20 protein-coding genes are annotated in these 23,850 nt (G+C 71.8%); 7 read left to right on the top strand and 13 right to left on the bottom strand.

Annotated elements, in window-relative coordinates; genetic code table 11:
• Positions 1 to 61: 61 nt before the first annotated feature.
• Positions 62 to 2,479: an ATP/GTP-binding protein gene (locus tag ACGH52_RS27985; RefSeq protein WP_399943284.1), complete on the bottom strand. Its 2,418-nt coding sequence runs from the start codon at positions 2,477 to 2,479 to the stop codon at positions 62 to 64.
• Between the two features lie 253 nt (positions 2,480 to 2,732).
• On the opposite strand from ACGH52_RS27985, the gene gabT reads away from it, so the two are divergent.
• Complete coding sequence (gabT, locus tag ACGH52_RS27980; RefSeq protein WP_399943281.1) at positions 2,733 to 4,067, top strand: 4-aminobutyrate--2-oxoglutarate transaminase; 1,335 nt, start codon at positions 2,733 to 2,735, stop codon at positions 4,065 to 4,067.
• Between the two features lie 398 nt (positions 4,068 to 4,465).
• Here the strand turns inward: gabT and ACGH52_RS27975 are convergent, their stop codons facing one another.
• Entirely contained in the window at positions 4,466 to 5,275 is an 810-nt protein-coding gene (locus ACGH52_RS27975) for a tetratricopeptide repeat protein (RefSeq protein WP_399943278.1), read from the bottom strand.
• A 44-nt stretch (positions 5,276 to 5,319) separates the two neighbouring features.
• Between ACGH52_RS27975 and ACGH52_RS27970 the strand changes: the two genes are divergently transcribed.
• Positions 5,320 to 6,009 carry a phosphatase PAP2 family protein gene (locus ACGH52_RS27970; protein WP_399943275.1) on the top strand — a complete coding sequence of 230 codons (690 nt, stop codon included), beginning with the start codon at positions 5,320 to 5,322 and terminating at the stop codon, positions 6,007 to 6,009.
• Here ACGH52_RS27970 and ACGH52_RS27965 read toward each other — a convergent pair.
• The 8 genes from ACGH52_RS27965 to ACGH52_RS27930 all read right to left on the bottom strand — a co-directional run bounded on the left by ACGH52_RS27965 (position 5,948) and on the right by ACGH52_RS27930 (position 15,687).
• The gene (locus ACGH52_RS27965; protein ID WP_399943272.1) at positions 5,948 to 7,762 is read right to left on the bottom strand and encodes a chitinase; all 1,815 of its coding nucleotides are present in this window, start codon (positions 7,760 to 7,762) and stop codon (positions 5,948 to 5,950) included. The two genes, ACGH52_RS27970 and ACGH52_RS27965, sit on opposite strands and share 62 nt — an antisense overlap.
• Before the next feature lie 112 nt (positions 7,763 to 7,874).
• Positions 7,875 to 8,333 (bottom strand): hypothetical protein, encoded by a 459-nt coding sequence (locus ACGH52_RS27960; protein ID WP_399943270.1) that lies wholly within the window; start codon positions 8,331 to 8,333, stop codon positions 7,875 to 7,877.
• Positions 8,334 to 8,453: 120 nt separating this feature from the next.
• Positions 8,454 to 9,881, bottom strand: a complete 1,428-nt coding sequence (locus tag ACGH52_RS27955) for an NAD(P)/FAD-dependent oxidoreductase (protein WP_399943268.1) — start codon at positions 9,879 to 9,881, stop codon at positions 8,454 to 8,456.
• Positions 9,882 to 9,916: 35 nt separating this feature from the next.
• Positions 9,917 to 10,729 (bottom strand): ABC transporter permease, encoded by an 813-nt coding sequence (locus ACGH52_RS27950; protein ID WP_121702631.1) that lies wholly within the window; start codon positions 10,727 to 10,729, stop codon positions 9,917 to 9,919.
• On the bottom strand, positions 10,730 to 11,659 hold the full coding sequence (locus ACGH52_RS27945) for an ABC transporter permease (RefSeq protein WP_399943265.1): 930 nt from the start codon (positions 11,657 to 11,659) through the stop codon (positions 10,730 to 10,732).
• The gene (locus tag ACGH52_RS27940; protein WP_121702637.1) at positions 11,659 to 12,843 is read right to left on the bottom strand and encodes an ABC transporter ATP-binding protein; all 1,185 of its coding nucleotides are present in this window, start codon (positions 12,841 to 12,843) and stop codon (positions 11,659 to 11,661) included. Before ACGH52_RS27940 ends, ACGH52_RS27945 begins: the two co-directional genes overlap by 1 nt.
• A 5-nt stretch (positions 12,844 to 12,848) precedes the next feature.
• Entirely contained in the window at positions 12,849 to 14,096 is a 1,248-nt protein-coding gene (locus tag ACGH52_RS27935) for a PotD/PotF family extracellular solute-binding protein (RefSeq protein WP_059300845.1), read from the bottom strand.
• Positions 14,097 to 14,151: 55 nt separating this feature from the next.
• Positions 14,152 to 15,687: a gamma-aminobutyraldehyde dehydrogenase gene (locus ACGH52_RS27930; RefSeq protein ID WP_121702632.1), complete on the bottom strand. Its 1,536-nt coding sequence runs from the start codon at positions 15,685 to 15,687 to the stop codon at positions 14,152 to 14,154.
• A gap of 202 nt (positions 15,688 to 15,889) precedes the next feature.
• Between ACGH52_RS27930 and ACGH52_RS27925 the strand changes: the two genes are divergently transcribed.
• Complete coding sequence (locus tag ACGH52_RS27925) at positions 15,890 to 16,480, top strand: NADAR family protein (protein ID WP_399943263.1); 591 nt, start codon at positions 15,890 to 15,892, stop codon at positions 16,478 to 16,480.
• Positions 16,481 to 16,502: 22 nt separating this feature from the next.
• On the opposite strand, the gene ACGH52_RS27920 is transcribed toward ACGH52_RS27925, so the two are convergent.
• Entirely contained in the window at positions 16,503 to 17,834 is a 1,332-nt protein-coding gene (locus ACGH52_RS27920; RefSeq protein ID WP_399943261.1) for a class II 3-deoxy-7-phosphoheptulonate synthase, read from the bottom strand.
• 227 nt (positions 17,835 to 18,061) lie between these two features.
• Here ACGH52_RS27920 and ACGH52_RS27915 point away from each other — a divergent pair, with 227 nt between their 5' ends.
• The 3 genes from ACGH52_RS27915 to trpD all read left to right on the top strand — a co-directional run bounded on the left by ACGH52_RS27915 (position 18,062) and on the right by trpD (position 21,394).
• Complete coding sequence (locus ACGH52_RS27915; protein WP_308293452.1) at positions 18,062 to 19,552, top strand: anthranilate synthase component I family protein; 1,491 nt, start codon at positions 18,062 to 18,064, stop codon at positions 19,550 to 19,552.
• Positions 19,549 to 20,136 carry an anthranilate synthase component II gene (locus tag ACGH52_RS27910; RefSeq protein WP_399943257.1) on the top strand — a complete coding sequence of 196 codons (588 nt, stop codon included), beginning with the start codon at positions 19,549 to 19,551 and terminating at the stop codon, positions 20,134 to 20,136. Before ACGH52_RS27915 ends, ACGH52_RS27910 begins: the two co-directional genes overlap by 4 nt.
• A gap of 169 nt (positions 20,137 to 20,305) precedes the next feature.
• Positions 20,306 to 21,394: an anthranilate phosphoribosyltransferase gene (gene trpD / locus ACGH52_RS27905; protein ID WP_399943254.1), complete on the top strand. Its 1,089-nt coding sequence runs from the start codon at positions 20,306 to 20,308 to the stop codon at positions 21,392 to 21,394.
• Positions 21,395 to 21,456: 62 nt separating this feature from the next.
• Here the strand turns inward: trpD and ACGH52_RS27900 are convergent, their stop codons facing one another.
• A complete protein-coding gene (locus ACGH52_RS27900; protein WP_076976540.1) occupies positions 21,457 to 21,903 on the bottom strand; it encodes a DUF4190 domain-containing protein in 447 nt (148 codons plus the stop codon).
• A gap of 57 nt (positions 21,904 to 21,960) precedes the next feature.
• Positions 21,961 to 22,626 carry a DUF4190 domain-containing protein gene (locus tag ACGH52_RS27895; RefSeq protein ID WP_399943251.1) on the bottom strand — a complete coding sequence of 222 codons (666 nt, stop codon included), beginning with the start codon at positions 22,624 to 22,626 and terminating at the stop codon, positions 21,961 to 21,963.
• A gap of 156 nt (positions 22,627 to 22,782) precedes the next feature.
• Here ACGH52_RS27895 and ACGH52_RS27890 point away from each other — a divergent pair, with 156 nt between their 5' ends.
• Positions 22,783 to 23,844: an adenosine deaminase gene (locus tag ACGH52_RS27890; RefSeq protein ID WP_076976539.1), complete on the top strand. Its 1,062-nt coding sequence runs from the start codon at positions 22,783 to 22,785 to the stop codon at positions 23,842 to 23,844.
• Positions 23,845 to 23,850: the final 6 nt, after the last annotated feature.

Below are 23,850 nucleotides of genomic sequence, written 5' to 3'. Positions count from 1 at the left end.
GACCTGTGCCGATTCTGCCTCACTGTACGGGTCCCGGGTGCCCACCCGGGACCCGTACGGCTCACCCGCGCAGATCCACCAGCAGGGGCGGCGCGTGCTCCCCCTCGACGCTGGTCAGCGACAGCACCGCGTGCCCGGCCGGCACGGCGTGCGCCAGCTCGGAGGCCGACCAGCGTTCGCGCTCGACCTGCCGCACGGTCACCGCGTCCGTGGTCACCGCCTTGCCCGTCACGAGTTTGCGCACGGCGTGGAAGAACCGCGTCATCGGCTGGTCCGCGAAGACCGTGTGCTTGGCGACCTCCGTCGTCTCCACCCACTCGGTCCCCCAGGCCTGCGTGAACCGGCTGCCGTCCCAGGTGGAGACGCCGCAGAAGGCCATACGGCAGCCCACGGCCCCGTAGAGCGGTCCGTGCAGCGCCTCGGGGACGTCGGCGACCGTACGCAGGGCGAGCAGCACGCCCGCGTTCTGCGAGCGCAGCCGCTGAATGCGGCGCACCGACTCCGGGGTGACCGCGCCCGTGGCGTCGTCCAGGACCAGGCAGGCGAAGTGCTCGCGGCGGCCCTCCCGCACCACGGCGTGGAACTGGGCGAGGACGAGTCGGGTGATCAGCCGGGAGGCCTCGTCGTGTCCCCGTTCGGGGATGTCGATCCGCACCCGCAGGGGGTGGTGGGCGACCGCACGCAGGGAGAACGACCGGCCCGGACCGCCGCCGCCGAAGAAGTCGGCGAACGCCGGCCGGTTCAGCAGCGCCAGCCGGTCGGCCAGGACCCGGCCCGCGTCGCCGGGCGCCCCCGCCTGCCGCAGACGCACGTCGAGTTCGCGGCGCATGACGTCGTTCCCGCTGTCGGCGAGCGCCTGCCTCAGCCGGGTCAGTGCCGTCTCCTCGCCCGCCAGCAGCTCGTGCAGCTCCGGCAGCGAGGGGAAGCGGCCGTGCACGGTCCGGAACGGACCCAGCAGCTGCGCCAACGCGGTGATCGCGCCCTCCGCGCCGACCGTGTCGAGGTCGCCCACCAGGGCTTCGGCGAGCATCGCGGCCGCGTGGTCCGGGTCGGTGAATTCGGCGTACGGGTCGAGGTCGTGGACGGAGGAGGGGTCACCGATGCGCACGATCACGTCGAAGGCGTCGTCCTCGCCGACCGGCCTTCCGGGCGCGGACACCACGACGACGGCGCAGCTTCCGGCGAGGGCCTGCAAGGCGAGCGCCTCGGTCACCGGCTCGACGAGGGCGCGGGTCTTGCCGGACCCCGAGGGGCCGACGGCGAGCAGCGAGGTGCCGAGCACGTCCGGGGAGAGAGCCGCCCCCGCGTCCTGGTACGGCAGCGGGGCGTACTGGGTGACCGCCCAGCGGCCGATCCGCACCTGGCCGGTCAGCAGATCGTGGCGGGCGGCCCGGCGCGGCAGGTCCCTGGCTCCGGACGGGTGGGTCCAGGCCGCGCCGCCCCGGCGCAGCACGGTGGCACGGAAGGTGTCCAGCGTGGCGTCGCGCCGGGCGGCGGCGAAGGCGCGCTCGACGCGCGCGCAGTCGACGTCGTTCATACCGCCCCGGACGACCTCGCCGGTGAGCATTTCGGCGGCCTCGTACTGGCCGATGTCGTGGAGGGCGGGCCAGTGGGAACGGGGGCGCCCGGGCTGCGGGGCCGCGGGTGCGACGTCGGTCCGGTCGGCGGCCAGCAGGGTCCGCGCGTACGGCAGCCAGCCGCCGAGGCGGGCGAAGGGCCACGCCACGAGCAGGACGACGACCGTGTACAGCGTGTTGGTGTACAGACGGGATGCCATCAGGTCGTAGCCGTCGGTGACCAGCACGGTGAGGGAGAGCAGCGGATCGATGAGGGGCACGGCGGGCAGCCCGGCGACGGAGAAGACGAAGCCGAGGACGACCAGGGCGAGCAGCGCGGCGATCAGGGCGCGGGCAGGCTGGGGCCGGTGCACCACGTAGTACCTGATGACGGCGCGCCAGCTGCCGAGCATGCCCACCATCAGGACGAGCACGCCGAAGAGGAGACCCCCGTAGATCACCCGGGCGTGCTCCCCCGGCGACACCGTCCAGCCGTCGACCTGCTCCTTGGCGTCCGCGATCGTGCCGCCCCACCACCAGTCGTCCGGCGTGAGCAGGCGCAGGGGGGCCAGCGGGTACGTCGTGACGCCCTGCTGCCACAGCGACCACACCAGCATGCCCAGGAGGAGCGGGACCAGCATGCCGACGACCGTCACCGGAGCGATGCGTCGCGCAGTGCTCCTGGGCGGCCGGTAGCCGTACCGCCAGATCCCGGGACGGGCCTCCGGCCTGTCCGCGTCGAGCCAGGCGGCGACGGGAGACGAGGGCCGGGGAGCCTGCTCGGGCGCGGGGGGCGCGCCCGGCGCCCGGGTCGGCCGCGGCGGCACCGTGGGCGCCTGAGCGGGCACGTCGGGGGGCCCTGCCGGGCGCGGCACAGGATGGGCGTGCGTGCCCCGTGCGTCCCGGTTACCGTCGCCGTCCATCGCCCTTGCCCCCTGACCAGCCGCTCCGTCCACCATCAGCGAGCCAATCTAACGCGCTCCCAAGGGGAGTTCACCGCTTACGCGGCCGGGCCCGCGTCGATGTGTCCCTGTGTCGCCGTTCCCGCCACCTGTCCATGTCGGACAACCGGCCGCGCGGACAACGCCCACATGGAGCATGCCCACCCCGCGGTGCCGGTCCTAGCCTGCGAGAAAAGAAGGCAAGCGTTCGTCCGCAAGACCCCCAGGAGCCCTCATGACCGCACTTCCGCAGGAGCGCCGCGTCGTCACCGCCATCCCCGGCCCGAAGTCGCGGGAGCTGCAGGCCCGCCGTACGGCCGTGGTCGCGCAGGGGGTGGGCTCCACGCTGCCCGTGTTCGTCGCGCGCGCGGGCGGCGGTGTGATCGAGGACGTCGACGGCAACCGCCTGATCGACTTCGGCTCCGGCATCGCGGTGACCTCCGTCGGCGCCTCCGCCGAGGCCGTCGTACGCAAGGCGTCCGCGCAGCTCGCCGACTTCACCCACACCTGTTTCATGGTCACGCCGTACGAGGGCTACGTCGCCGTCGCCGAGGCGCTGGCCGAGCTGACCCCGGGCGACCACGCCAAGAAGTCGGCGCTGTTCAACAGCGGCGCCGAGGCGGTCGAGAACGCCGTCAAGATCGCGCGTGCGTACACCAAGCGGCAGGCCGTGGTGGTCTTCGACCACGGCTACCACGGCCGGACCAACCTGACCATGGCACTGACCGCCAAGAACATGCCGTACAAGCACGGCTTCGGCCCGTTCGCGCCCGAGGTGTACCGCGTGCCGGTCGCCTACGGCTACCGCTGGCCGACCGGTGCCGAGAACGCCGGTCCTCAGGCCGCCGCCCAGGCGATCGACCAGATCAGCAAGCAGGTCGGCGCCGAGAACGTGGCCGCGATCGTCATCGAGCCGGTGCTCGGCGAGGGCGGCTTCATCGAGCCGGCCAAGGGCTTCCTGCCCGCGATCAGCCAGTTCGCGAAGGACAACGACATCGTCTTCGTCGCGGACGAGATCCAGTCCGGCTTCTGCCGCACCGGCCAGTGGTTCGCCTGCGAGGACGAGGGCATCGTGCCGGACCTGATCACCACGGCCAAGGGCATCGCGGGCGGGCTGCCGCTGTCCGCCGTCACCGGCCGCGCCGAGATCATGGACGCCGCGCACTCCGGCGGCCTGGGCGGCACCTACGGCGGCAACCCGGTGGCGTGCGCGGGCGCGCTCGGCGCCATCGAGACGATGAAGGAGCTGGACCTCAACGCCCGGGCGAAGGACATCGAGGCGGTCATGAAGTCCCGCCTGTCCGCCATGGCCGAGAAGTTCGACATCATCGGCGACGTCCGGGGCCGCGGCGCGATGATCGCGATCGAGCTGGTCAAGGACCGCGACACCAAGGAGCCGAACCCGGAGGCGACCGCCGCGCTCGCCAAGGCCTGCCACCAGGAGGGCCTGCTGGTCCTGACCTGCGGCACCTACGGCAACGTGCTGCGTTTCCTGCCCCCGCTGGTCATCGGGGAGGACCTGCTGAACGAGGGCCTCGACATCATCGAGCAGGCCTTCACCCGCGTCTGAGCGCGAGCGTCGAACGCGCATCTGAGCCGCCTTTCGCACGCCTGGCGGCGCGAGCGGCAGAGCGTGTGAAGAACGTGTGCGAGGTGGATGTCAGGACGCCGGTGACCCTGTCCTGAGCGCGCCCCCTGCCGTAGGTTCTACGCAGATGAGAGATGGACCCGCCCACAGGGGACTGTGGGCGGATCATCAGGACGAGGCTTCCCCGGCTTCGACCTGGTCGTGCCTCGCGCACACAACCGGAGCCCACGGGTTCCGGCTTCCTCACCGATCGGACGGTCGCCCGCCCCAAACCCCCCGGGGCGCGCGACGTTCCGGTCAGGACGACCGCCTCGGCACTCGGGACGGTGGTTCACCGAAGGGCCGACACACTCCCCCCCCTTGTGTCGGCCCTTCGGTGTTCACTCCCCCGCTTCCTCCCCGGTGACGCGGGCGAGCAGGGCGCGGGCCTCGCCGGTCCGCGGATGGGCCGGGTGCAGCTGCCGTTCGCAGTCGGTCAGCGCACGCCGTACGGCGGTCTCCGCCTCGGTGCGGCGTCCCAGGCCGTACAGGGCCTCGGCGGTGACCAGGTCCAGGTATCCGGCGGCGTAGCGGGGCGGCTGCGTGGGGCTCCGGCCGATCTCGGCCAGCGCCTCCTCGTGGCGGCCCTGCCCGTGCAGGCTGCGCGCCAGCGTGGTGTGCAGGACGCCTGCGGCGGGTCCCTTCGCCCGGGGCAGGTTGCCGCGGGCCACGGCCTCCGCCTCCTCGTGGCGGGCCAGCCCGCACAGTACGGCGGCCAGGTGCCCCAGGGTGTTGACCTCCAGCGCCGCCACCGGGGCGCGGTGGGCGATCCGGTTCAGCTCGCGCAGGATGCCGTTCGCCTCGGTCTCCGCCTCCGCGTACCGCCCCAGGCCGGACAGGGCCACCACGCGGTTGCTGCGGGCGATCAGGCGCAGCATCCGCGAGTTGAGGCCGACCGGCTCCAGTTCCGCGACCAGCGTGTCCAGTTCGTCCAGCGTCTCGGCCACCCGGCCGTGCATGACGGCCGCCCCGGTGGCCAGCACCCTCGCCTCCCAGTGCGGCGGGCGCCTGCGCCAGGGGCGCCGCGGGAGCGCGGCCAGGGCCCGCGCCTCGGCCTCGACCTCCTCGTACCGGCCCTGACCGGTCATCGCCTTCAGCCGGGTGAAGGTCTCTCCCCACTGGCTGTCCCGTGCCGTTCGTATGCTCGTCACGGGCGGTGAGACTACGCGACGGCGGGCCTGCGAAGCTGGGCGTCATGCCGGTCTCCGTCCCGCCACGCGCCCTGTCCGCCCTCGTCGGGCTTCCCGTGCTCCTCTTCGCGCTGATCACCTGGCAGGTCGTCGCCGACGGTCCGTTGGTCGGGCTGGACGAGCGGCTGAGCCGGGCGCTCGTCCACCCCGACCGGTTCTCCGAGCTGCTGGCCGACCTCGGCAATGTGCAGGTGGCCGTGCCCGTCCTCGTCGTGGCGCTGGCGTACGCGGCCTGGCACGGGCGGGCCACAGGCGTGGACCGCTGGTGGCTGGGGCCCCTCGCGGGGGCGGTGGCCATGGTCCTGGTCCCGGCGCTGGTCGCCCCCCTCAAGGAGTGGACCGACCGGCCCGGCACCCCGGCGGTGCCCCCGGCGGTCGGCTACTACCCCTCGGGCCACACCGCCACGGCGGTCGTCGCCTACGGCGCGGCGACGCTGCTGCTGGTCCCGCTCCTGCGCTCGCCCGCCGTACGCCGGGCGCTGGTCGTGCTCTGCGCCGTGCTGGTCCTCGGCACCTCCTACGGGCTGGTGCGGCGGGGCTATCACTGGCCGCTGGACGTGGTGGCCAGTTGGTGCCTGGGGGTGGTGCTGCTGGCCGGGGTCCGGCCGGCGGTCCGCCGGACCCCGCCGGGCGTCAGCCGAAGTACGCGTCGAAGTTCTTCTGGAACTCCCAGTTCGAGTAACGGTCCCAGTTGATCGACCACGTCATCAGGCCCCGCAGCGCGGGCCAGGTGCCGTGGGTCGCGTACGAGCCGCAGTCGGTCTTCTTCGTCAGGCAGTTGAGGGTCTTGGTGACCTCGGCCGGGGAGACGTGGCCGTTGCCCGCGTTGGTGGAGGCGGGCATGCCGATCGCGACCTGGTCCGGGCGCAGCGGCGGGAAGACGTTGTTGGCGTCGCCCGCGACCGGGAAGCCGGTGAGCAGCATGTCGGTCATGGCGATGTGGAAGTCGGCGCCGCCCATGGAGTGGTACTGGTTGTCGAGGCCCATGATCGGGCCCGAGTTGTAGTCCTGGACGTGCAGCAGGGTCAGGTCGTCGCGCAGGGCGTGGATCACGGGCAGGTAGGCCCCGGCCCGCGGGTCCTGGCCGCCCCACTTGCCGGTGCCGTAGTACTGGTAGCCGAGCTGGACGAAGAAGGTCTCCGGGGCCATGGTCAGCACGAAGTCGGCGCCGTACTTGGCCTTGAGGGTCTTCACGGCCGAGACGAGGTTGACGACGACGGGGGTCTTCGGGTTCTTGAAGTCCGTGTCGTCGGCGTTCAGGGAGAGCGAGTGGCCCTCGAAGTCGATGTCGAGGCCGTCCAGGCCGTACTCGTCGATGATCGCGGAGACGGACGAGACGAACTTGTCGCGGGCCGCGGCGGTGGTGAGCTGCACCTGGCCGTTCTGGCCGCCGATGGAGATCAGCACCTTCTTGCCGGCCGCCTGCTTGGCCTTGATCGCGGCCTTGAACTCGGCGTCGCTCTCCACGTTCGGGCACTCGGCGACCGGGCAGCGCTCGAAGCGGATGTCCCCGGAGGTGACCGAGGTGGGCTCGCCGAAGGCGAGGTCGATGACGTCCCAGCTGTCGGGCACGTCGGCCATGCGCGTGTAGCCGGAGCCGTTGGCGAAGCTGGCGTGGAGGTAGCCGACCAGGGCGTGGGCCGGAAGGTCGGCGGAGCCGCCGTCGTCGGGGCGCTGGGCGGTGGTCGCGGTGACCGTGGCGGAGCGCGCCGACTCGCCCGCGTCGTTGACCGCGCTGACCTGGAAGGAGTACGCGGTCGAGGGGGTCAGGCCGGTCACGGTGGTGGAGGTGCCGGTGACGGTGCTGACCTTGGTGCCGTCGCGGTAGACGGCGTAGCCCGTCGCGCCCGGCACCGGTGACCAGGACAGGGCGACGCCGGAGGAGGTCACCGAGCCGGTCTTCAGGCCGCCGGGGGCCGCCGGGGGCTGGCCGGTCTCGCCGCCCGGCCCGGTGAGGGAGATGTCGTCGGCGTGGTAGGCGCCGGTGCCGTACCAGCCGTGGGTGTAGATGGTGACCTTGGTGGTCGACGGGCCGGTGCGGAAGGTGGTCGTCAGCTGCTGCCAGGCGGGGGCCGACTGGGCCCAGGTGGAGACGTCGGTGGTGCCGGTGCCGCTCGCGCCGAGGTAGACGTAGGTGCCCTGGACGTAGCCGGAGAGCGTGTACTGGGAGTCCGGTCTGACGGACACCGTCTGGGCGCAGCGGGCGTTGTCGGCCCCGGCCGGGGTGGCCTTCAGGGCCGTCGTGCCGCTGCGGACGGGCGAGGTCACGGTCGTGCCCGCGGTACAGGTCCAGCCGTCGAGCGCGGACTCGAAGCCGCCGTTGCGGGCGAGGTCCGCGTCGGCCGCACGGGCGGCCGACGTGAGCGCGGTCAGGCCGGACGCGGCGAGGGCCGCGGCCGTGAGCAGGGTGACGAGGGGGCGACGGACGAGAGGTCTGGCGCGTTCCACGCGTGCGCGTTCCACAAGTACCTCCGGACATGGGGGAGATGGGGAGGGTGGAGCGCGCCCAATTTGGTCCAGACCAATTCTGTTGTCAACCCCTTGCGCACCTCACCGCCCGTTACCCCTCGCACTCCTCCACCGCGAGGGCCGCCGCCGCCTCGTGCATCGCCAGCTCCAGGAGCGAGGGGTCGGTGAGGGTGCCGGTCCCGTCCGGTGGGATCAGCCAGCGGGTGCCTCCGGCCGACAGTCCGCCGGGGTACGGCACCACGATCCAGGTGCCGAGCCCGGCGGTCCGGATGCCGGTGCCGACCCACCGGGCCGCCGTGCCGGCCGGCACGAAGAAGCCCGTGCGCGCGTCGCCGAAGTCGGCGAGCACCGGGCCGGGCTGGTCCAGGACACGGGAGAGCACGTCCAGGGTCGGATAACCGAGCCTGCTCGGCAGGATGAGCACGTCCCAGGCCTTGCCCGCGGGCAGCAGCGCGACGCCCGAAGGATCGCGCTCCCAGTCCCGGCGGCAGGACTCGGGATCCGGTGCGACGGATGCCAGCCACGCGACCGCCGTCTTCGCACCAGGCATGTGAAACCTCCCTTTCACTCGTCGACGCGGGATGCGTCACGAGGGAGAGGGAGGTCTCCCGGCGGCATTACGCGGGTTGCCGCGCCTCGTTGGGGTGAACCGGGTCACATGGAGGCGATGCTAGCTGTCGAAGCCCAGTCCCAGCCTGTCCATCGTGCGCAGCCACAGGTTGCGCCGGCCGCCCTGCGCGTCCGCGCGGGCCAGCGACCACTTGGTGAGCGCGATGCCGGTCCAGGCGAAGGGTTCGGGCGGGAACGGCAGCGGCTTCCTGCGCACCATTTCCAGCTCGGTGCGCTCGGTGCGCTCCCCCGCCAGCAGGTCGAGCATCACCTCGGCGCCGAACCGGGTGGCGCCCACACCAAGGCCGGTGTACCCGGCCGCGTACGCCACCTTGCCCTGGTGCGCGGTGCCGAAGAACGCCGAGAAGCGCGAGCAGGTGTCGATGGCGCCGCCCCAGGCGTGGGTGAAGCGGACGCCCTCCAGCTGCGGGAAGCAGGTGAAGAAGTGCCCGGCGAGCTTGGCGTAGGTCTCGGGGCGGTCGTCGTACTCGGCGCGCACCCGCCCGCCGTACGGGTAGACCGCGTCGTAGCCGCCCCACAGGATCCGGTGGTCGGCGGAGAGGCGGAAGTAGTGGAACTGGTTGGCGCTGTCCCCGAGGCCCTGCCGGTTCTTCCAGCCGATGGAGGCGAGCTGCGCGTCGGTGAGCGGTTCGGTCATCAGGGCGTAGTCGTAGACCGGAACGGTGTACGGGCGGACCCTGCGGACCAGGTTCGGGAAGATGTTGGTGCCGAGCGCGACCGTGCGGGCGCGGACCCCGCCGTACGGGGTGCGTACGGCCATGCCCGCGCCGTACGGCTTGAGGGTGAGCGCCGGGGTGTGCTCGTGGACGCGCACCCCGAGGGCGAGGCAGGCCCGCTTGAGGCCCCAGGCCAGCTTGGCGGGGTTGACCATCGCCACGCCGCGCCGGTCCCACAGTCCGGCCCGGAAGGTCGGGGAGTCGACCTGTGCCCGGACGGCCTCGGCGTCCAGGTACTCGATGCCCTCGGCGAGGCCCTTGGCGCGCAGCTCCTCGTACCACTCCTCGAGTTCGCGGGCCTGGTAGGGCTCGGTGGCGACGTCGATCTCGCCGGTGCGTTCGAAGTCGCAGTCGATGCCGTGGCGGGCGACCGCCTCCTCGATGGCGTCGAGGTTGCGGGCGCCCAACTGCTCCAGCCGGTGGATCTCCTCCGGCCAGCGGGTGAGTCCGTTGGACAGTCCGTGGGTGAGGGAGGCGGCGCAGAAGCCGCCGTTGCGGCCGGAGGCGGCCCAGCCCACCTCGCGGCCCTCCAGCAGCACCACGTCCCGCCCCGGGTCGCGCTCCTTGGCGATCAGCGCGGTCCACAGTCCGCTGTAGCCGCCGCCGACGACCAGCAGGTCGCAGGTCTCGGTGCCGGTGAGGGCGGCCTCGGGGCGGGGGCGGCCGGGGTCGTCCAGCCAGTACGGGACCGGCTGGGCGTCGGAGAGGGATTTCGTCCAGTCGTTGCTGCGGCTCATGGCGCTAGGGGCCATGATTTCAACTCCCTACGAAGACAAACTGATGTGCTTTATGCCTTGCGGCGGTTTCGGCGGTTTCCGATGACCATGGAGGCCAGGACGAACAGTACGGCGATGACGAACATGGCCGTACCGATGACATTGATCTGGACAGGCGTTCCGCGCTGGGCCGATCCCCAGACGAACATGGGGAAGGTGACGGTCGAGCCCGCGTTGAAATTGGTGATGATGAAATCGTCGAAGGACAGCGCGAAGGCGAGCAGCGCGCCGGCCGCGATGCCGGGCGCGGCGATCGGCAGCGTGACCCGGACGAAGGTCTGGAAGGGACCGGCGTACAGGTCCTGCGCCGCCTGCTCCAGCCGCGGGTCCATCGACATCACGCGCGCCTTGACGGCCGTCACGACGAAGCTGAGGCAGAACATGATGTGGGCGATCAGGATCGTCCAGAAGCCCAGCTGAGCACCCATGTTGAGGAAGAGGGTGAGCAGCGAGGCGGCCATCACGACCTCGGGCATCGCCATCGGCAGGAAGATCAGCGAGTTGATCGCGCCGCGCGCGCGGAAGCGGTAGCGGACCAGCGCGAAGGCGATCGCGGTGCCGAGCGCGGTGGCGCCCAGCGTCGCCCAGAGGGCGATCTGGAGGCTGAGCGAGAGGGAACCGCACAGCCCGGCGACACCGCACGGATCTTTCCAGGCGTCCGTGGAGAACTGCTGCCATTCGTAGTTGAAGCGCCCGTTCGGTTTGTTGAACGAGAACACCGTGACGATGACATTGGGCAGCAGCAGATAGGCGAGTGTCAGCAGTCCGGCGATCACGACCAGATGGCGCTTGAGCCAGTTCTTGGCGGAGGTGAAGACGGCCATTTAAACCAGGTCCTCCGTCCCCGACTTGCGGATGTAGAAGGTGACCATGGCGAGAATCGCGGCCATGAGGACGAACGAGAGCGCGGCGGCCGTCGGATAGTCCAGCACTCTCAGGAACTGCGACTGGATGACGTTGCCGATCATTCCGGTGTCGGCCGAGCCCAGCAGGGAGGCGTTCACGTAGTCGCCGGTGGCCGGGATGAAGGTCAGCAGGGTGCCGGAGACGACGCCCGGCATCGACAGCGGGAAGGTGACCGTGCGGAAGACCGTGGACGGCTTCGCGTACAGGTCCCCCGCCGCCTCGTGCAGCCGGCCGTCGATGCGCTCCAGGGAGGTGTAGAGCGGCAGGATCATGAAGGGCAGGAAGTTGTACGTCAGACCGCAGACCACCGCGAGCGGGGTGGCCAGCACGCGGTCGCCGGAGGTCCAGCCCAGCCAGCTGGTCACGTCCAGGACGTGCAGCGTGTTCAGGGCGCCGACCACCGGGCCGCCGTCCGCGAGGATCGTCTTCCAGGCCAGGGTGCGGATCAGGAAGCTGGTGAAGAACGGCGCGATCACCAGGATCATGATCAGGTTCCGCCAGCGTCCCGCGCGGAAGGCGATGAGGTACGCGAGCGGGTAGCCGAGCAGCAGGCACAGCACGGTCGCGGAGGCGGCGTAGGCGACCGAGCGCAGGAACTGCGGCCAGTACTCGGACACCGCGTCCCAGTAGGTCACGAAGTGCCAGGTGACCTTGTAGCCCTCCTCCAGCGAGCCCGTCTGCACGGAGGTGGAGGCCTGGTAGACCATCGGCGCGGCGAAGAAGACGACCAGCCAGAGGATGCCGGGCAGCAGCAGCCAGTACGGCGTCCAGCGGCCGCGTCTGCGCGGGGGCTTCTGCTCGGGGGCGGCCGGGGTGAGCGGCGGTGGCGCCTCGGTGAGGGTGGACATCAGGCTGCCTCGCCCTCGGCCACACCGGCGTCGCCCATCGTCCCTGCAAGCACGGACTGGGCCGCGTCCAGCCCGAAGGTGTGCGCCGGGTTCCAGTGCAGGACGACCTCGGCGCCGGGCGCGAGGCGGGCGTCGCGGTCGATGTTCTGGGCGTAGACCTCGAACTCGGGGCAGGCGGCGCAGTCCACGACGTACTGGGTGGAGACGCCGATGAAACTGGTGTTGCTGATCTTTCCGGTGATGCGGTTGCGGCCCTCGGGGATGGAGCCCGCGTCGTCCGCGTGGGTGAGGCTGATCTTCTCGGGGCGGACCCCGACCAGGACCTTGCCGCCCGCCTTCGCCGGTGCGGAACACCGGTCGCCGGGCAGCACCAGCTTGTCTCCGGCCGCCTTCACGACGACGTCGTCGCCACTGCGGGTGTCGACCTCGGCCTCGATGAGGTTGGAGGTGCCGAGGAAGTTGGCGACGAAGGTGGTGCGCGGGTTCTCGTACAGGTCGGCGGGGGCGCCCAGTTGCTCGACGCGGCCCGCGTTCATCACGGCGACCTGGTCGGCCATCGTCATGGCCTCCTCCTGGTCGTGGGTGACGTGCACGAAGGTGATGCCGACCTCGGTCTGGATGCGCTTGAGTTCCAGCTGCATCTGGCGGCGCAGCTTGAGGTCGAGGGCGCCGAGGGGCTCGTCGAGGAGCAGCACCCTGGGGTGGTTGATCAGGGCCCGGGCGACCGCGACGCGCTGCTGCTGGCCGCCGGAGAGCTGGTGCGGCTTCTTGCGCGCCTGTTCGCCGAGCTGCACCAGGTCGAGCATCTCCCCGACCTGCTTCTTCACGCTCTTGATGCCGCGTCGGCGCAGACCGAAGGCGACGTTCTCGTAGATGTCGAGGTGCGGGAAGAGGGCGTAGGACTGGAAGACCGTGTTGACCGGCCGCTTGTACGGCGGCAGCGCGGTCACGTCCTGGTCGCCGAGGTGGACGGTGCCGCCGCTCGGCTCCTCCAGTCCGGCGATCATGCGCAGGGTGGTGGTCTTGCCGCAGCCGGAGGCGCCGAGCAGGGCGAAGAAGGAGCCCTGGGGCACGGTCAGGTCGAGCGGGTGCACGGCGGTGAAGGAGCCGTAGGTCTTGCTGATGCCGGCGAGGCGGACGTCGCCGCCGCCGTCCGTCTGGTTCTTCGTCGTGTTGGTCGTCATCGTCGTCACGCCCCGGTGAGCTTCGCGAACTTCTCTTCGTATGCCGTCTCTTCCTTCGAACTCAGGGAGCGGAAGGAGTGCGACTTGGCCTGCATGGCCTTGTCGGGAATGATCAGCGGGTTGTTCGCCGCGTCCTCGTCGATCTTCGCCAGGTCGTCCTTCACGCCGTCGACCGGGCAGACGAAGTTGATGTAGGCGGCGAGTTCCGCGGCCGGGCCCGGCTCGTAGTAGTAGTCGATGAGCCGTTCGGCGTTCGTCTTGTGCCGTGCCTTGTTGGGGATCAGCATGTTGTCGCTCGACGTGACGTAACCGCTGTCCGGGATGACGAAGTCGATGTCGGGGTTGTCGGCCTTGAGCTGGACCACGTCACCGGCCCAGGCCAGACAGGCGGCGAAGTCGCCCTTGCTGAGGTCGGACGTGTAGTCGTTGCCGGTGAAGCGGCGTATCTGGCCGCGGTCGACGCCCTTCTGGAGCCGGGCGATCCCCGCGTCGTAGTCGTCGTCGGTGAAGCGGGCCGGGTCCTTGCCCATGTCCAGCAGCGTCATGCCCATGGTGTCGCGCATCTCGGTGAGGAAGCCGACCCGTCCCTTGAGCTTCGGGTTGTCGAGCAGGTCGGAGACGGTCTTCACCTCGATGCCGTCCAGGGCCTTCCTGTTGTAGGCGATGACGGCGGAGATGCCCTGCCAGGGGTAGGAGTAGGCGCGGCCGGGGTCCCAGTCGGGGGTGCGGAACTGGGGCGACAGGTTGGCGAAGGCGTGCGGCAGGTTGGCCGGGTCCAGTTTCTGGACCCAGCCGAGCCGGATCAGGCGGGCGGCCAGCCAGTCGGTGAGGACGATGATGTCGCGGCCGGTCTCCTGGCCCGCGGCGAGCTGCGGCTGGATCTTGCCGAAGAACTCGCTGTTGTCGTTGATGTCCTCGGTGTAGGTGACCTTGACGCCGGTGCGCTTGGTGAACGCCTCCAGCGTGGGGTGCCGACGGCCGCTCTCGTCCACGTCCATGTACTCGGTCCAGTTGGAGAAGCGGACCTGCTTCTCCGCCTTGGAGTGGTCCTCGGCGGAGACCCCGCCCTCGCTCTTGCCGGCCGCCGGGATGCCGCAGCCGCTCAGCAGGCCGAGGCCGCCCGCGGCGAGCGCGCCGCCCGTGGAGGCGCGCAGCAGCGAGCGGCGGGTGAGGGCGGCCCTGCCGCTTCTGAGACTGCGCCGCATGGCGGCCACTTGGGCCGGGGACAGGCGGTCTGGCTCGTACTGCTCCATGCGCGTGGTTGCCCTTTCGGGTGGGTCGGCCGTGGTCGGCGGCCTGGCGTGATGGCTATCGGTCCCCGAAGACGGTGCGGTGCCAGTCCTTGGCCGCCACCGCGGTGTTGTCGAACATGACGTGCTTGACCTGCGTGTACTCCTCGAAGGAGTGGGCGGACATGTCCTTGCCGAAGCCGGACGCCTTGTACCCGCCGTGCGGCATCTCGCTGATGATCGGGATGTGGTCGTTGATCCACACACAGCCCGCCTTGATCTCACGGGTGGCGCGGTTCGCGCGGTACACGTCCCGGCTCCAGGCGGAGGCGGCGAGCCCGTACGGCGTGTCGTTGGCCAGCCGGATGCCCTCGTCGTCGGTGTCGAAGGGCAGCACGACCAGGACCGGCCCGAAGATCTCGTCCTGGACGACCTCGCTGTCCTGCGTGGCGTCGGCGATGAGGGTGGGCCGGTAGTAGGCGCCCTCCTTCAGGTCGCCCTGCGGTGCCTCGCCGCCGCACACCACGCGCGCGTAGGAGCGGGCCCGGTCGACGAAGGCGGCGACGCGGTCGCGCTGGACGTGGCTGACCAGCGGGCCGAGGTCGGTGCCGGGGGCGAAGGGGTCCCCGACGCGGACGGTGTCCATGAGGGCGGCGGTCCGCTCGACGAACGCCTCGTACAGGGGTCGCTGCACGTACGCGCGCGTGGCGGCCGTGCAGTCCTGGCCGGTGTTGATGAGCGCGCCCGCGACCGCGCCGTGGACGGCGGCGTCCAGGTCGGCGTCGTCGAAGACGAGGAAGGGGGCCTTGCCGCCGAGTTCCAGGTGGAGGCGCTTGACGGTGGCGGTGGCGATCTCGGCGACGCGCTTGCCGACGGCGGTGGAGCCGGTGAAGGAGGTCATGGCGACGTCGGGGTGGGCGACGAGGTGCTCGCCCGCCTCCCGTCCGGTGCCGCTGACGATGTTGATCACGCCGTCGGGGATTCCGGCCTCGGTCGCCGCCTGGGCGAACATCAGGGAGGTCAGCGGGGTGATCTCGGCGGGCTTGAGCACGATGGTGTTGCCCGCGGCGATCGCCGGGAGGATCTTCCAGGCGGCCATCTGGAGCGGGTAGTTCCAGGGCGCGATGGACCCGACGACGCCGATCGGCTCGCGCCGCACGTACGAGGTGTGGTCGCCGGAGTACTCCCCCGCCGACTGACCCTGGAGGTGACGGGCGGCCCCGGCGAAGAAGGCCGCGTTGTCGACCGTGCCCGGCACGTCGAACTCGCGGGTCAGCTTCAGCGGCTTCCCGCACTGCAGCGACTCCGCGCGGGCGAAGTCCTCGGCGCGCTCCGCGAGGACGGCGGCGAACCGGTGCAGGGCGTCGGAGCGCTCGCCCGGGGTGGCGCCGGCCCAGCCGGGGAACGCCTCCCGCGCGGCGGCGACGGCCGCGTCGACGTCGTCGGGGCCTGCCAGTTCGTAGGTGAGGACGTCCGCGCCGGTCGCCGGGTCGACGACGGTGTGCGTCCGTCCGGAGGTGCCCTTCGTCAGACGGCCCGCGATGTACTGGGCCCCGTCCGCGAAGCGGTCCTGGGCCGGGAATCGGTCCGGGGTGGCGTTGCCCGGGTTGTGCATGTCGGCTCTCCTCGGTCTCCCCGTGACGGGGGCCGGTGTGGCTCAGGCTCGATGTGAGTGCCGATCCTGACAGAGCACTAGGCCCCCAACAAGTGATTCCGTTGTTGCCATTTGGTTACGCGACGGAATCTGTCGACCAGGTGTCGAGTCGCCACGGAAAAGGACGGACGGAGTGTCAGTGGCGCGTGCCACACTCGCATGCATGGACAAGATCACGGGGGCGGACCAGAGGGCCGTGGAGGGCACCGACAGCCGGGAAGCGCTGGTCGCGCGGGTGCGGGCGGGTGCGCGGATCGAGTACCTGTGCTTCTGGGGGCACCGGCCGCTCCCGGACGGCAGGCCCGGGCCGGGCTGTCTGAGCCAGTGGTGGCCGTCGCCGTTCACCGTGGCCGGGGTGGAGTACGCGACGGCCGAGCACTGGATGATGGCGGGCAAGGCCCGGCTCTTCGAGGACGCGGAGGCCGAACGGCGGGTGCTGGCGGCCGCTCACCCCGCCGCGGCGAAGAAGGCGGGCCGGCTCGTGCGCGGCTTCGACGAGGCGGTGTGGGAGCGGGAGCGCTTCCGGATCGTGGTGGAGGGCAGCGTCCACAAGTTCGCCTCGGACCCGGCGCTGCGCGCGTTCCTGCTGGGCACGCGCGAGAGGGTGCTGGTGGAGGCGAGCCCCGTGGACCGGGTGTGGGGCATCGGCCTGGCCGCGGACGACGAGGCGGCGAGGGACCCGGAGCGCTGGCGGGGGCCGAATCTGCTGGGCTTCGCGCTGATGGCGGCTCGGGAGCGGCTGAGAGGACGCTGAGCGGCGCCCCGGCGGGCCGGGCTCAGCCCGCGCGGTACCACTGGGCAAGCAGGAAGGCCAGGTCCAGCGCCTGTGCCTGGTTGAGGCGCGGATCGCACGCCGTCTCGTAGCGGCGCGGCAGGTCGCCTGGGCCGACGGTGCTGCTGCCGCCCAGGCACTCGGTGACGTCGTCCCCGGTCAGCTCCAGGTGGACGCCTCCGGGGTGGGTGCCGAGGGCGTGGTGCACCTCCACGAAGCCCTTCACCTCGTCGGCGATCGCGTCGAAGTGCCGGGTCTTGTGACCGCTCGGTGCGACGAAGGTGTTCCCGTGCATCGGGTCGCAGACCCAGCAGACGAGGGCGCCCTCCGCGCCGACCTTCTCCACCAGCGGCGTCAGCAGGTCCCGGACCCGCTCCGCCCCCATCCGGACGACGAAGGTCAGCCGACCCGGCTCCCGGTCCGGGTCGAGCCGGTCGACGTACCGCAGGACCGTGTCCGCCGTCACGCTCGGACCCAGCTTGACGGCGACCGGGTTGCGGACGCCGGCCGCGTAGTCGATGTGCGCGCCGTCGGGCCGCCGGGTGCGCTCCCCCACCCACAGCAGATGGCCGCTGGTGCCGTAGCTCCTGCCGGTCTGCGAATCGGTGCGGGTCAGCGCGCGCTCGTAGTCGAGCAGCAGGGCCTCGTGACTGACGTGGAACTCGGCCGTGGCCAGGGGGCGGGTGTCGCCGCCGCAGGCGCGCAGGAAGGCGAGCGCCCGCTGGATTTCGTCGGCCAGGCGCTCGTAGCGCCACCCGCTGGGCGCGGCGGCGACGAAGGCGCGGTTCCACTCGTGCACCTGCGCCAGGTCGGCGAAGCCACCGGTCGTCAGCGCCCGCACCAGGTTGAGCGTGGTCGACGACGTCTCGTACATCCGCAGCATCCGGGCCGGGTCGGGGGTGCGCTCGCGCACCGAGAACCCCGGCGCGTTGACCGCGTCCCCGCGGTACGAGGGCAGTCGCACGCCGTCCCGCTCCTCGAAGGCCTGGGACCGCGGCTTGGCGAACTGTCCGGCCATCCGGCCGACCTTGACCACCGGCAGCGCCGCGCCGTGCGCCAGGACCACCGCCATCTGCAGCAGGGTGCGCAGCTTGCCGGCGACCGACTCCTGGGTCGCGGTGGCGAACGTCTCCGCGCAGTCACCGCCCTGGAGCAGCACCGCCTCGCCCCGGGCGACCGCGGCGAGCCGCGTGCGCAGTGTCTCGCACTCCGCGGGGAAGACCAGCGGCGGTGCCGCGGCCAGCTTTCCGGTGACCTCACGCAGCCGCTCGGGGTCCGGCCACTCCGGCTGCTGTTCGGCCGCCGGTCGCGGACCCGTTCCGTGCTCCGACGCCATTTCGGCTCCCTCGGCTTTCCTCGGTTTTCCTCGGCCACGTACCGGAGATCTCACTTCAATCGCCGGTCGGTATTTCCGTCAAGCGCATGCGGAGTTGGACCGGCCGCGCGAGGCGGAATTGGTCTGGCCGTCCGCGCGGGCCGCTTGATTCGCTGTGCACCGGCACCGCGAATCGAGGGGGACGAAGAATGGCGCGCCGCGCACCCGTTCAGGTACGAGTCACGCGAGTGGCCCTGTCGACGCACGACCCGGTCGACCTCTACGAGGAACTGCTCCGCACCCGTTCGGCCGACGACGTCTTCCTCCTGGAGAACGCCTCGGGGCCGGGCCAGGCTCCCGACCGGGCCTTCCTGGGGTGCGGGCGGCTGCTGGAGGTGCGGGTCCTGGCGGACTCGGAGACCGCGGTGGTCGTGCGGGTGTCCGGGGAGCCGGTACTCGTCGACGCGCTGCTGGACCTCGCGGCCGGTGCCGGGCTGACCCGCTGTGCCGACCCGGCGGCGCAGGACGGCGGCGCGGCGGTCGGGCTCCGGGCCGAGCACCCGGACCTGTTGTGGGCCTTCCTGGACTCCGTGCGGCGCGACGTGTTCGCCGTGGACGGCGACGTGCCGCCGGACGAGTTCGCCTTCGGGTTCCTGACCTGTCTGGCGTACGAGTCGACCTGGCACATGGACCGGCTCGGCCCCCGCACCAAGGCTCCGCGGGGTCCGGACATCACGCTCGCGCTGTTCCGGCACACGGTGTGCTACGACCGCGAGGCCGGCGAGGTCCGGGAGCTGCGGGCGGAGAGCGACGCGTTCGACGCCGGGCCCGGTCCCGGGTTCGCGCGGCTCGCGGCACGGCTGACCGGGCGGCCGCAGGCCCCCGTGCCACCGGCGCCCACGCCCCGTTCGGTGCGCGACAGCCTGGATCGCGAGACGTTCCTGGAGTGGGCAGGGCGCTGCCTGGAGCACATCCGGGTCGGCGACATCTACCAGATCCAGATCGGCCACCGCATCGACGTCCGCAGCGAGTTGACGCCCGTGGACGTCTACCGGCGGCTGCGGTCGCGCAACCCCTCGCCGTACATGTACCTGGCTCCGCGCGGCGACACGGTGCTGATCGGGGCGAGCCCCGAGCTGTTCTTCCGGATCGAAGGGGGTCGGATCACGATGCGCCCGATCGCCGGAACCGCCCGGCGCGGCGCGGACGACGAGGACAACCGGCTGCGGATCAAGGAGATGCGGGAGAGCACGAAGGAGCGGGCCGAGCACGTCATGCTGGTGGACCTGTGCCGCAACGACATCGGCCGGGTGTGCCGGCCGGGCACCCTGCCGGTCGACCGGCTGATGGAGGTGGAGGCGTACTCGCACGTCTTCCATCTGGTCTCCACCGTCTCGGGCCGCCTGGCCGACGGCGTCACCGTGTGGGACGCGGTGCGTGCCACGTTCCCCGCCGGCACGATGACCGGTGCGCCGAAGCTGCGGGCGATGGAGATCGTCGACGGCCTGGAACGCGAGGCGCGGGGCGCCTACGCGGGCGCCCTCGGGCTGGTGGACGTGCGAGGCTGGAGCGAACTGGCGCTGTGCATCCGGACGGTCGAGTACGACGGCGAGACCTACTCCACGCAGGCTTCCGCCGGTCTGGTGGCGCAGTCCGCGCCCGAGGCGGAGTGGCAGGAGACGCTGGCCAAGATGGGGGCGGCCCACTGGGCGCTCACCGGGGAGGAACTGCTGCCGTGAAGGTGCTGCTCATCGACGCGTACGACAGCTTCGTGCATGTCATCGACCAATATCTGCGCACGCTGGGGGCACAGACCCGGGTCGTGCGCTCCGGCACCCGGTCACCGGACGAGCTGGCCGTCCTCGGGCCCGACGCGGTGGTGCTCGGCCCGGGGCCCGGCCATCCCGCCGACTCCGGCCACGTGGAGCTGGTCCACCGCTTCGCCGAAAGCGTCCCGGTGCTTGGCGTCTGTCTGGGGCACCAGGCGATCGCCCTGGCGTACGGCGGGCGGATCGAGGTCGCACAGCAGGTGATGCACGGGCGTACCAGCGTCGTCCGCCACGACGGGGCGGGCCTGTTCGCGGGACTCGGCAACACGCTGGAGGCCACCCGCTACCACTCGCTGGTCGCGGCGGAGCCGTTGCCGGAGCCCCTGGTGACCACCGCGGTCGCCGTGGACCACGGATACGTGATGGGGCTGCGGCACCGGTCGCTGCCGGTGGCCGGGGTGCAGTTCCATCCGGAGAGCATCATGACCACGGGCGGACTGCGACTCTTCGAGAACTTCCTCACCGGCGCGCGGAGACCGGTCCCGGCGCACTGACCCCGGCGCCGCCGTCTTCGCCGGAATATCGCGAAACCGGCACCGACAAGTGCGGTGCCATTCATCTTCCTTTCCGGTGCGTCGCGATCCTGTTCCGCGTTTGGACCGCACGGGTCACCCGTGATTGGTCTGCCGCACGGCGGCGCGTTTCCCGACAATGGACGGCGGCATGAATGCAGCGCCGACGAGGGGGAATTCCGTGACCGCAACGCCGACGGTTCGCGCATGGGCCGCTCTGATCGACACGCTGCTGGACGGGCGGGACCTCGCCTCGGACGAGACCGACTGGGCGATGGAACGGATCATGGCGGGCGAGGTGGGCCCGGCCGCGCTGGCCGGGCTGCTGGTGGCGCTGCGGGCCAAGGGCGAGACGGCCGAGGAGGTCGAAGGGCTGACCCGGGCGATGCTCCGGCATGCGCTGCCCCTGCCGACGACCGGCCCGTCGCTGGACATCGTGGGCACCGGCGGTGACGGCTCGCACAGCGTGAACATCTCCACCATGTCGGCGATCGTCGCGGCGGGGGCGGGCGCCCGGATCGTCAAGCACGGCAACCGTTCGGCCTCGTCGTCCTGCGGGTCGGCGGACGTGCTGGAGGAACTGGGTGTGGTGCTCGACCTGCCGGTGCACGAGGTGGCGGAGGTCGCCGACGAGGCGGGCATCACGTTCTGCTTCGCGCCCGTCTTCCATCCGGCCCTGCGGCACGCCTCCGCGCCCCGGCGGGAGTTGGGGGTGCGCACCGTGTTCAACCTGCTCGGTCCGCTGTGCAACCCGGCCGGTCCCACGGCGCAGGCCGTCGGGGTGGCCGCCGCCGAGACCCTCGCGCCGGTGGCCGGGGTGCTCGCCCGGCGCGGGGTGTCCGCGCTGGTCTTCCGCGGGGACGACGGCATGGACGAGCTGACCGTGACGACGACGTCCCGGGTGTGGACGGTCCATCGGAGCGAGGCGTGCGAAGAGGTCTTCGACCCGCGTGATCTCGGGTTCCGGCTCGCCCGTCCCGCGGATCTGCGCGGCGGCGACCGGCGTCACAACGCCCGGGTGGCCCGGGAGGTCCTCGACGGGGCGAGGGGGCCGGTCCGTGACGCGGTACTGCTGTCCGCGGCGGCCGGTCTGGCCGCGCTGCACCCCTCGTCGGCACCGCTGACGGAACGCCTCGCGGAGGGGGTGGCCCGGGCTCGCGAGGCCATCGACTCCGGCGCCGCGGCCGGCGTCCTCGAACGATGGGCGGCCATCACCACCAAGCGCTCCACAACCCCCTGACACAGGACCGCGGCCGCCCCGGTGCCCGTCACGACGTGAGGGTCACCGGGGCGGGGCCGGGCTCAGGCCACGCTCATCAGGCTCGCGAAGGCGAGGAAGCCGAGCAGCGGCAGGATCACGGTGGCCGTGATGCCGAGCACGAGACCGGCGGTCGCGGCGCCCTTGTTGGTGGCCTCGCCCCGGGTGGCCTTGCCCCGGCCGATCGCGCCGAAGATGATCCCGAGGATGCCCAGGACGACGCCGAAGAACCAGAGGAAGAAGGTCAGGCTGCACACCACGCCGATGATGCCAAGGACCAGTCCCGTGGTCCCCATGCCGTTGCTCGGCTGCATCGGCATGCCGTAGCCGGGCCCCTGCGGATAGCCCACCGGCGGGGCGGCCGGGTACGCGGCCTGGTTCGGATAGCCGTACCCGGGCGCGGACTGCGGGTACGCGTAGCCCCCCGCGGGCGGCTGCCCCGGCTGCGGCGGCGGCCCGTAGTCCCCGGGTCCGGGATTGGAGTACGACATGAACTGCTCTCCCCTCGTTGGCGCTTGACATCGTAGAGGCAACCTGCGGGGATGAGCTCAGCTTTCCGCGGTGACGGAGACCTGCGCGGGGCGCGAGGAGCCGTAGTAGGGGTCGTCGTAGCCCGAGTCCTCGTTGATCGCGGCGGTGATGCCGATGGCGATCAGCACGATCACGGCGACACCGAGCACGATGCCGACGATGCCCATGACGAATCCGGCCTGCGCCTGCCCGTGGTTGGTGGCCAGACCGCTCTCCGCCTTCCGGCGGCCCTTGATCCCGAAGATCACGGCGAGGATGCCGAGCACCAGGGAGACCACGCCGTACAGGCAGAACAGCGCGCAGGCGAGGATGCCCAGCACCATCGACGCGGTGCCGAGCCCGTTCTGCGGGGGCGCCTGCATGCCGGGCCAGCCGTAGCCCTGGCCGTAGCCGGGGTAGCCGTAGCCGCCCGGGACTCCGGCACCGCCGGGGGCGAGGGGCGGAGGGGGCACCGCGGCGTCCGGGCCGGTGAACCCGGTGCCGGGCATCGACGTGACCGTGGCCTGGTCGTGCACGCCCGGCGGCGGCTGCCAGGGGGGCGGCGCGTCGGAGGCGGGCGGCAGGGGCGGCGTCTGCGGCTGCGCGGCACCGGCACCCTTGTCCAGGGACGGCCCGCTCTCCGGGGGCGCCCAGGGGTCGTGGCCGCCGGAGCCTTCCCCGTCCGGCCGTATCGCGTCCGTCATGTCCTGTCCCCCCGGGTCGTCCGTGCCCGCCATGCTACGGTCCCGGGCCGCCGGGCGTGAGACCGGCCTACGATGATCCCCGAACGACCGATCAGCCGATCACCCGCGCCCCACCGCCGCCCGCGGCCCGGAGGGCGCCGCCCTGGGGAGGAACCCTTGACCGAGCACCTCGTCGACCCCGACGTCCCGCGCGACCTGCACGCCTTCATCGCCGGACTGCCGAAGGCCGAACTGCACGTCCACCACGTCGGTTCCGCCTCCCCGCGCATCGTCTCCGAACTGGCCGCGCGCCACCCCGACTCCAAGGTCCCCACCGACCCCGAGGCACTGGTCGACTTCTTCACGTTCACGGACTTCGCGCACTTCATCGACGTCTACCTGTCCGTGGTCGACCTGGTCCGCACCCCGGAGGACGTCCGGCTGCTGACCTACGAGGTGGCCCGGGACATGGCCCGCCAGCAGGTGCGCTACGCCGAGCTGACCATCACGCCGTTCTCCTCCACCCGGCGGGGCATCGACGAGGGCGCCTTCATGGACGCGATCGAGGACGCCCGCAAGGCGGCCGAGGCCGAGTTCGGCACCGTACTGCGCTGGTGCTTCGACATCCCGGGGGAGGCCGGTCTGGAGTCCGCCGAGGAGACGACGCGGCTCGCCACCGACGACCGGCTGCGCCCGGAGGGCCTGGTCTCCTTCGGGCTCGGCGGACCCGAGATCGGGGTGGCCCGCCCGCAGTTCAAGCCGTACTTCGACCGGGCGATCGCCGCGGGACTGCACTCGGTGCCGCACGCGGGCGAGACGACCGGCCCGCAGACCGTGTGGGACGCCCTCACCGACCTGCGCGCCGAACGCATCGGACACGGCACCAGTTCGGCGCAGGACCCCAAGCTCCTCGCCCACCTCGCCGAGCGGCGCATCCCGCTGGAGGTGTGCCCGACCTCGAACATCGCCACCCGCGCGGTGCGCACCCTGGACGAGCACCCGATCAAGGAGTTCACGCGCGCCGGGGTGCTGGTGACGGTCAACTCCGACGACCCGCCGATGTTCGGCACCGACCTCAACAACGAGTACGCGGTCGCCGCCCGGCTCCTCGGCCTCGACGAGCGCGGCCTCGCCGACCTCGCGAAGAACGGGGTCGAGGCCTCCTTCCTCGACGCGCCGGGCAAGGCCCGGATCGCCGACGAGATCGACACGTACACCGCCGCCTGGCTCGCCTCCTGAGAGTTG

The organism is Streptomyces sp. BBFR25, from assembly GCF_044590125.1.
GTDB lineage: Bacteria > Actinomycetota > Actinomycetes > Streptomycetales > Streptomycetaceae > Streptomyces > Streptomyces canus_D.
This window is presented reverse-complemented; position numbering and strand designations above follow the sequence as displayed.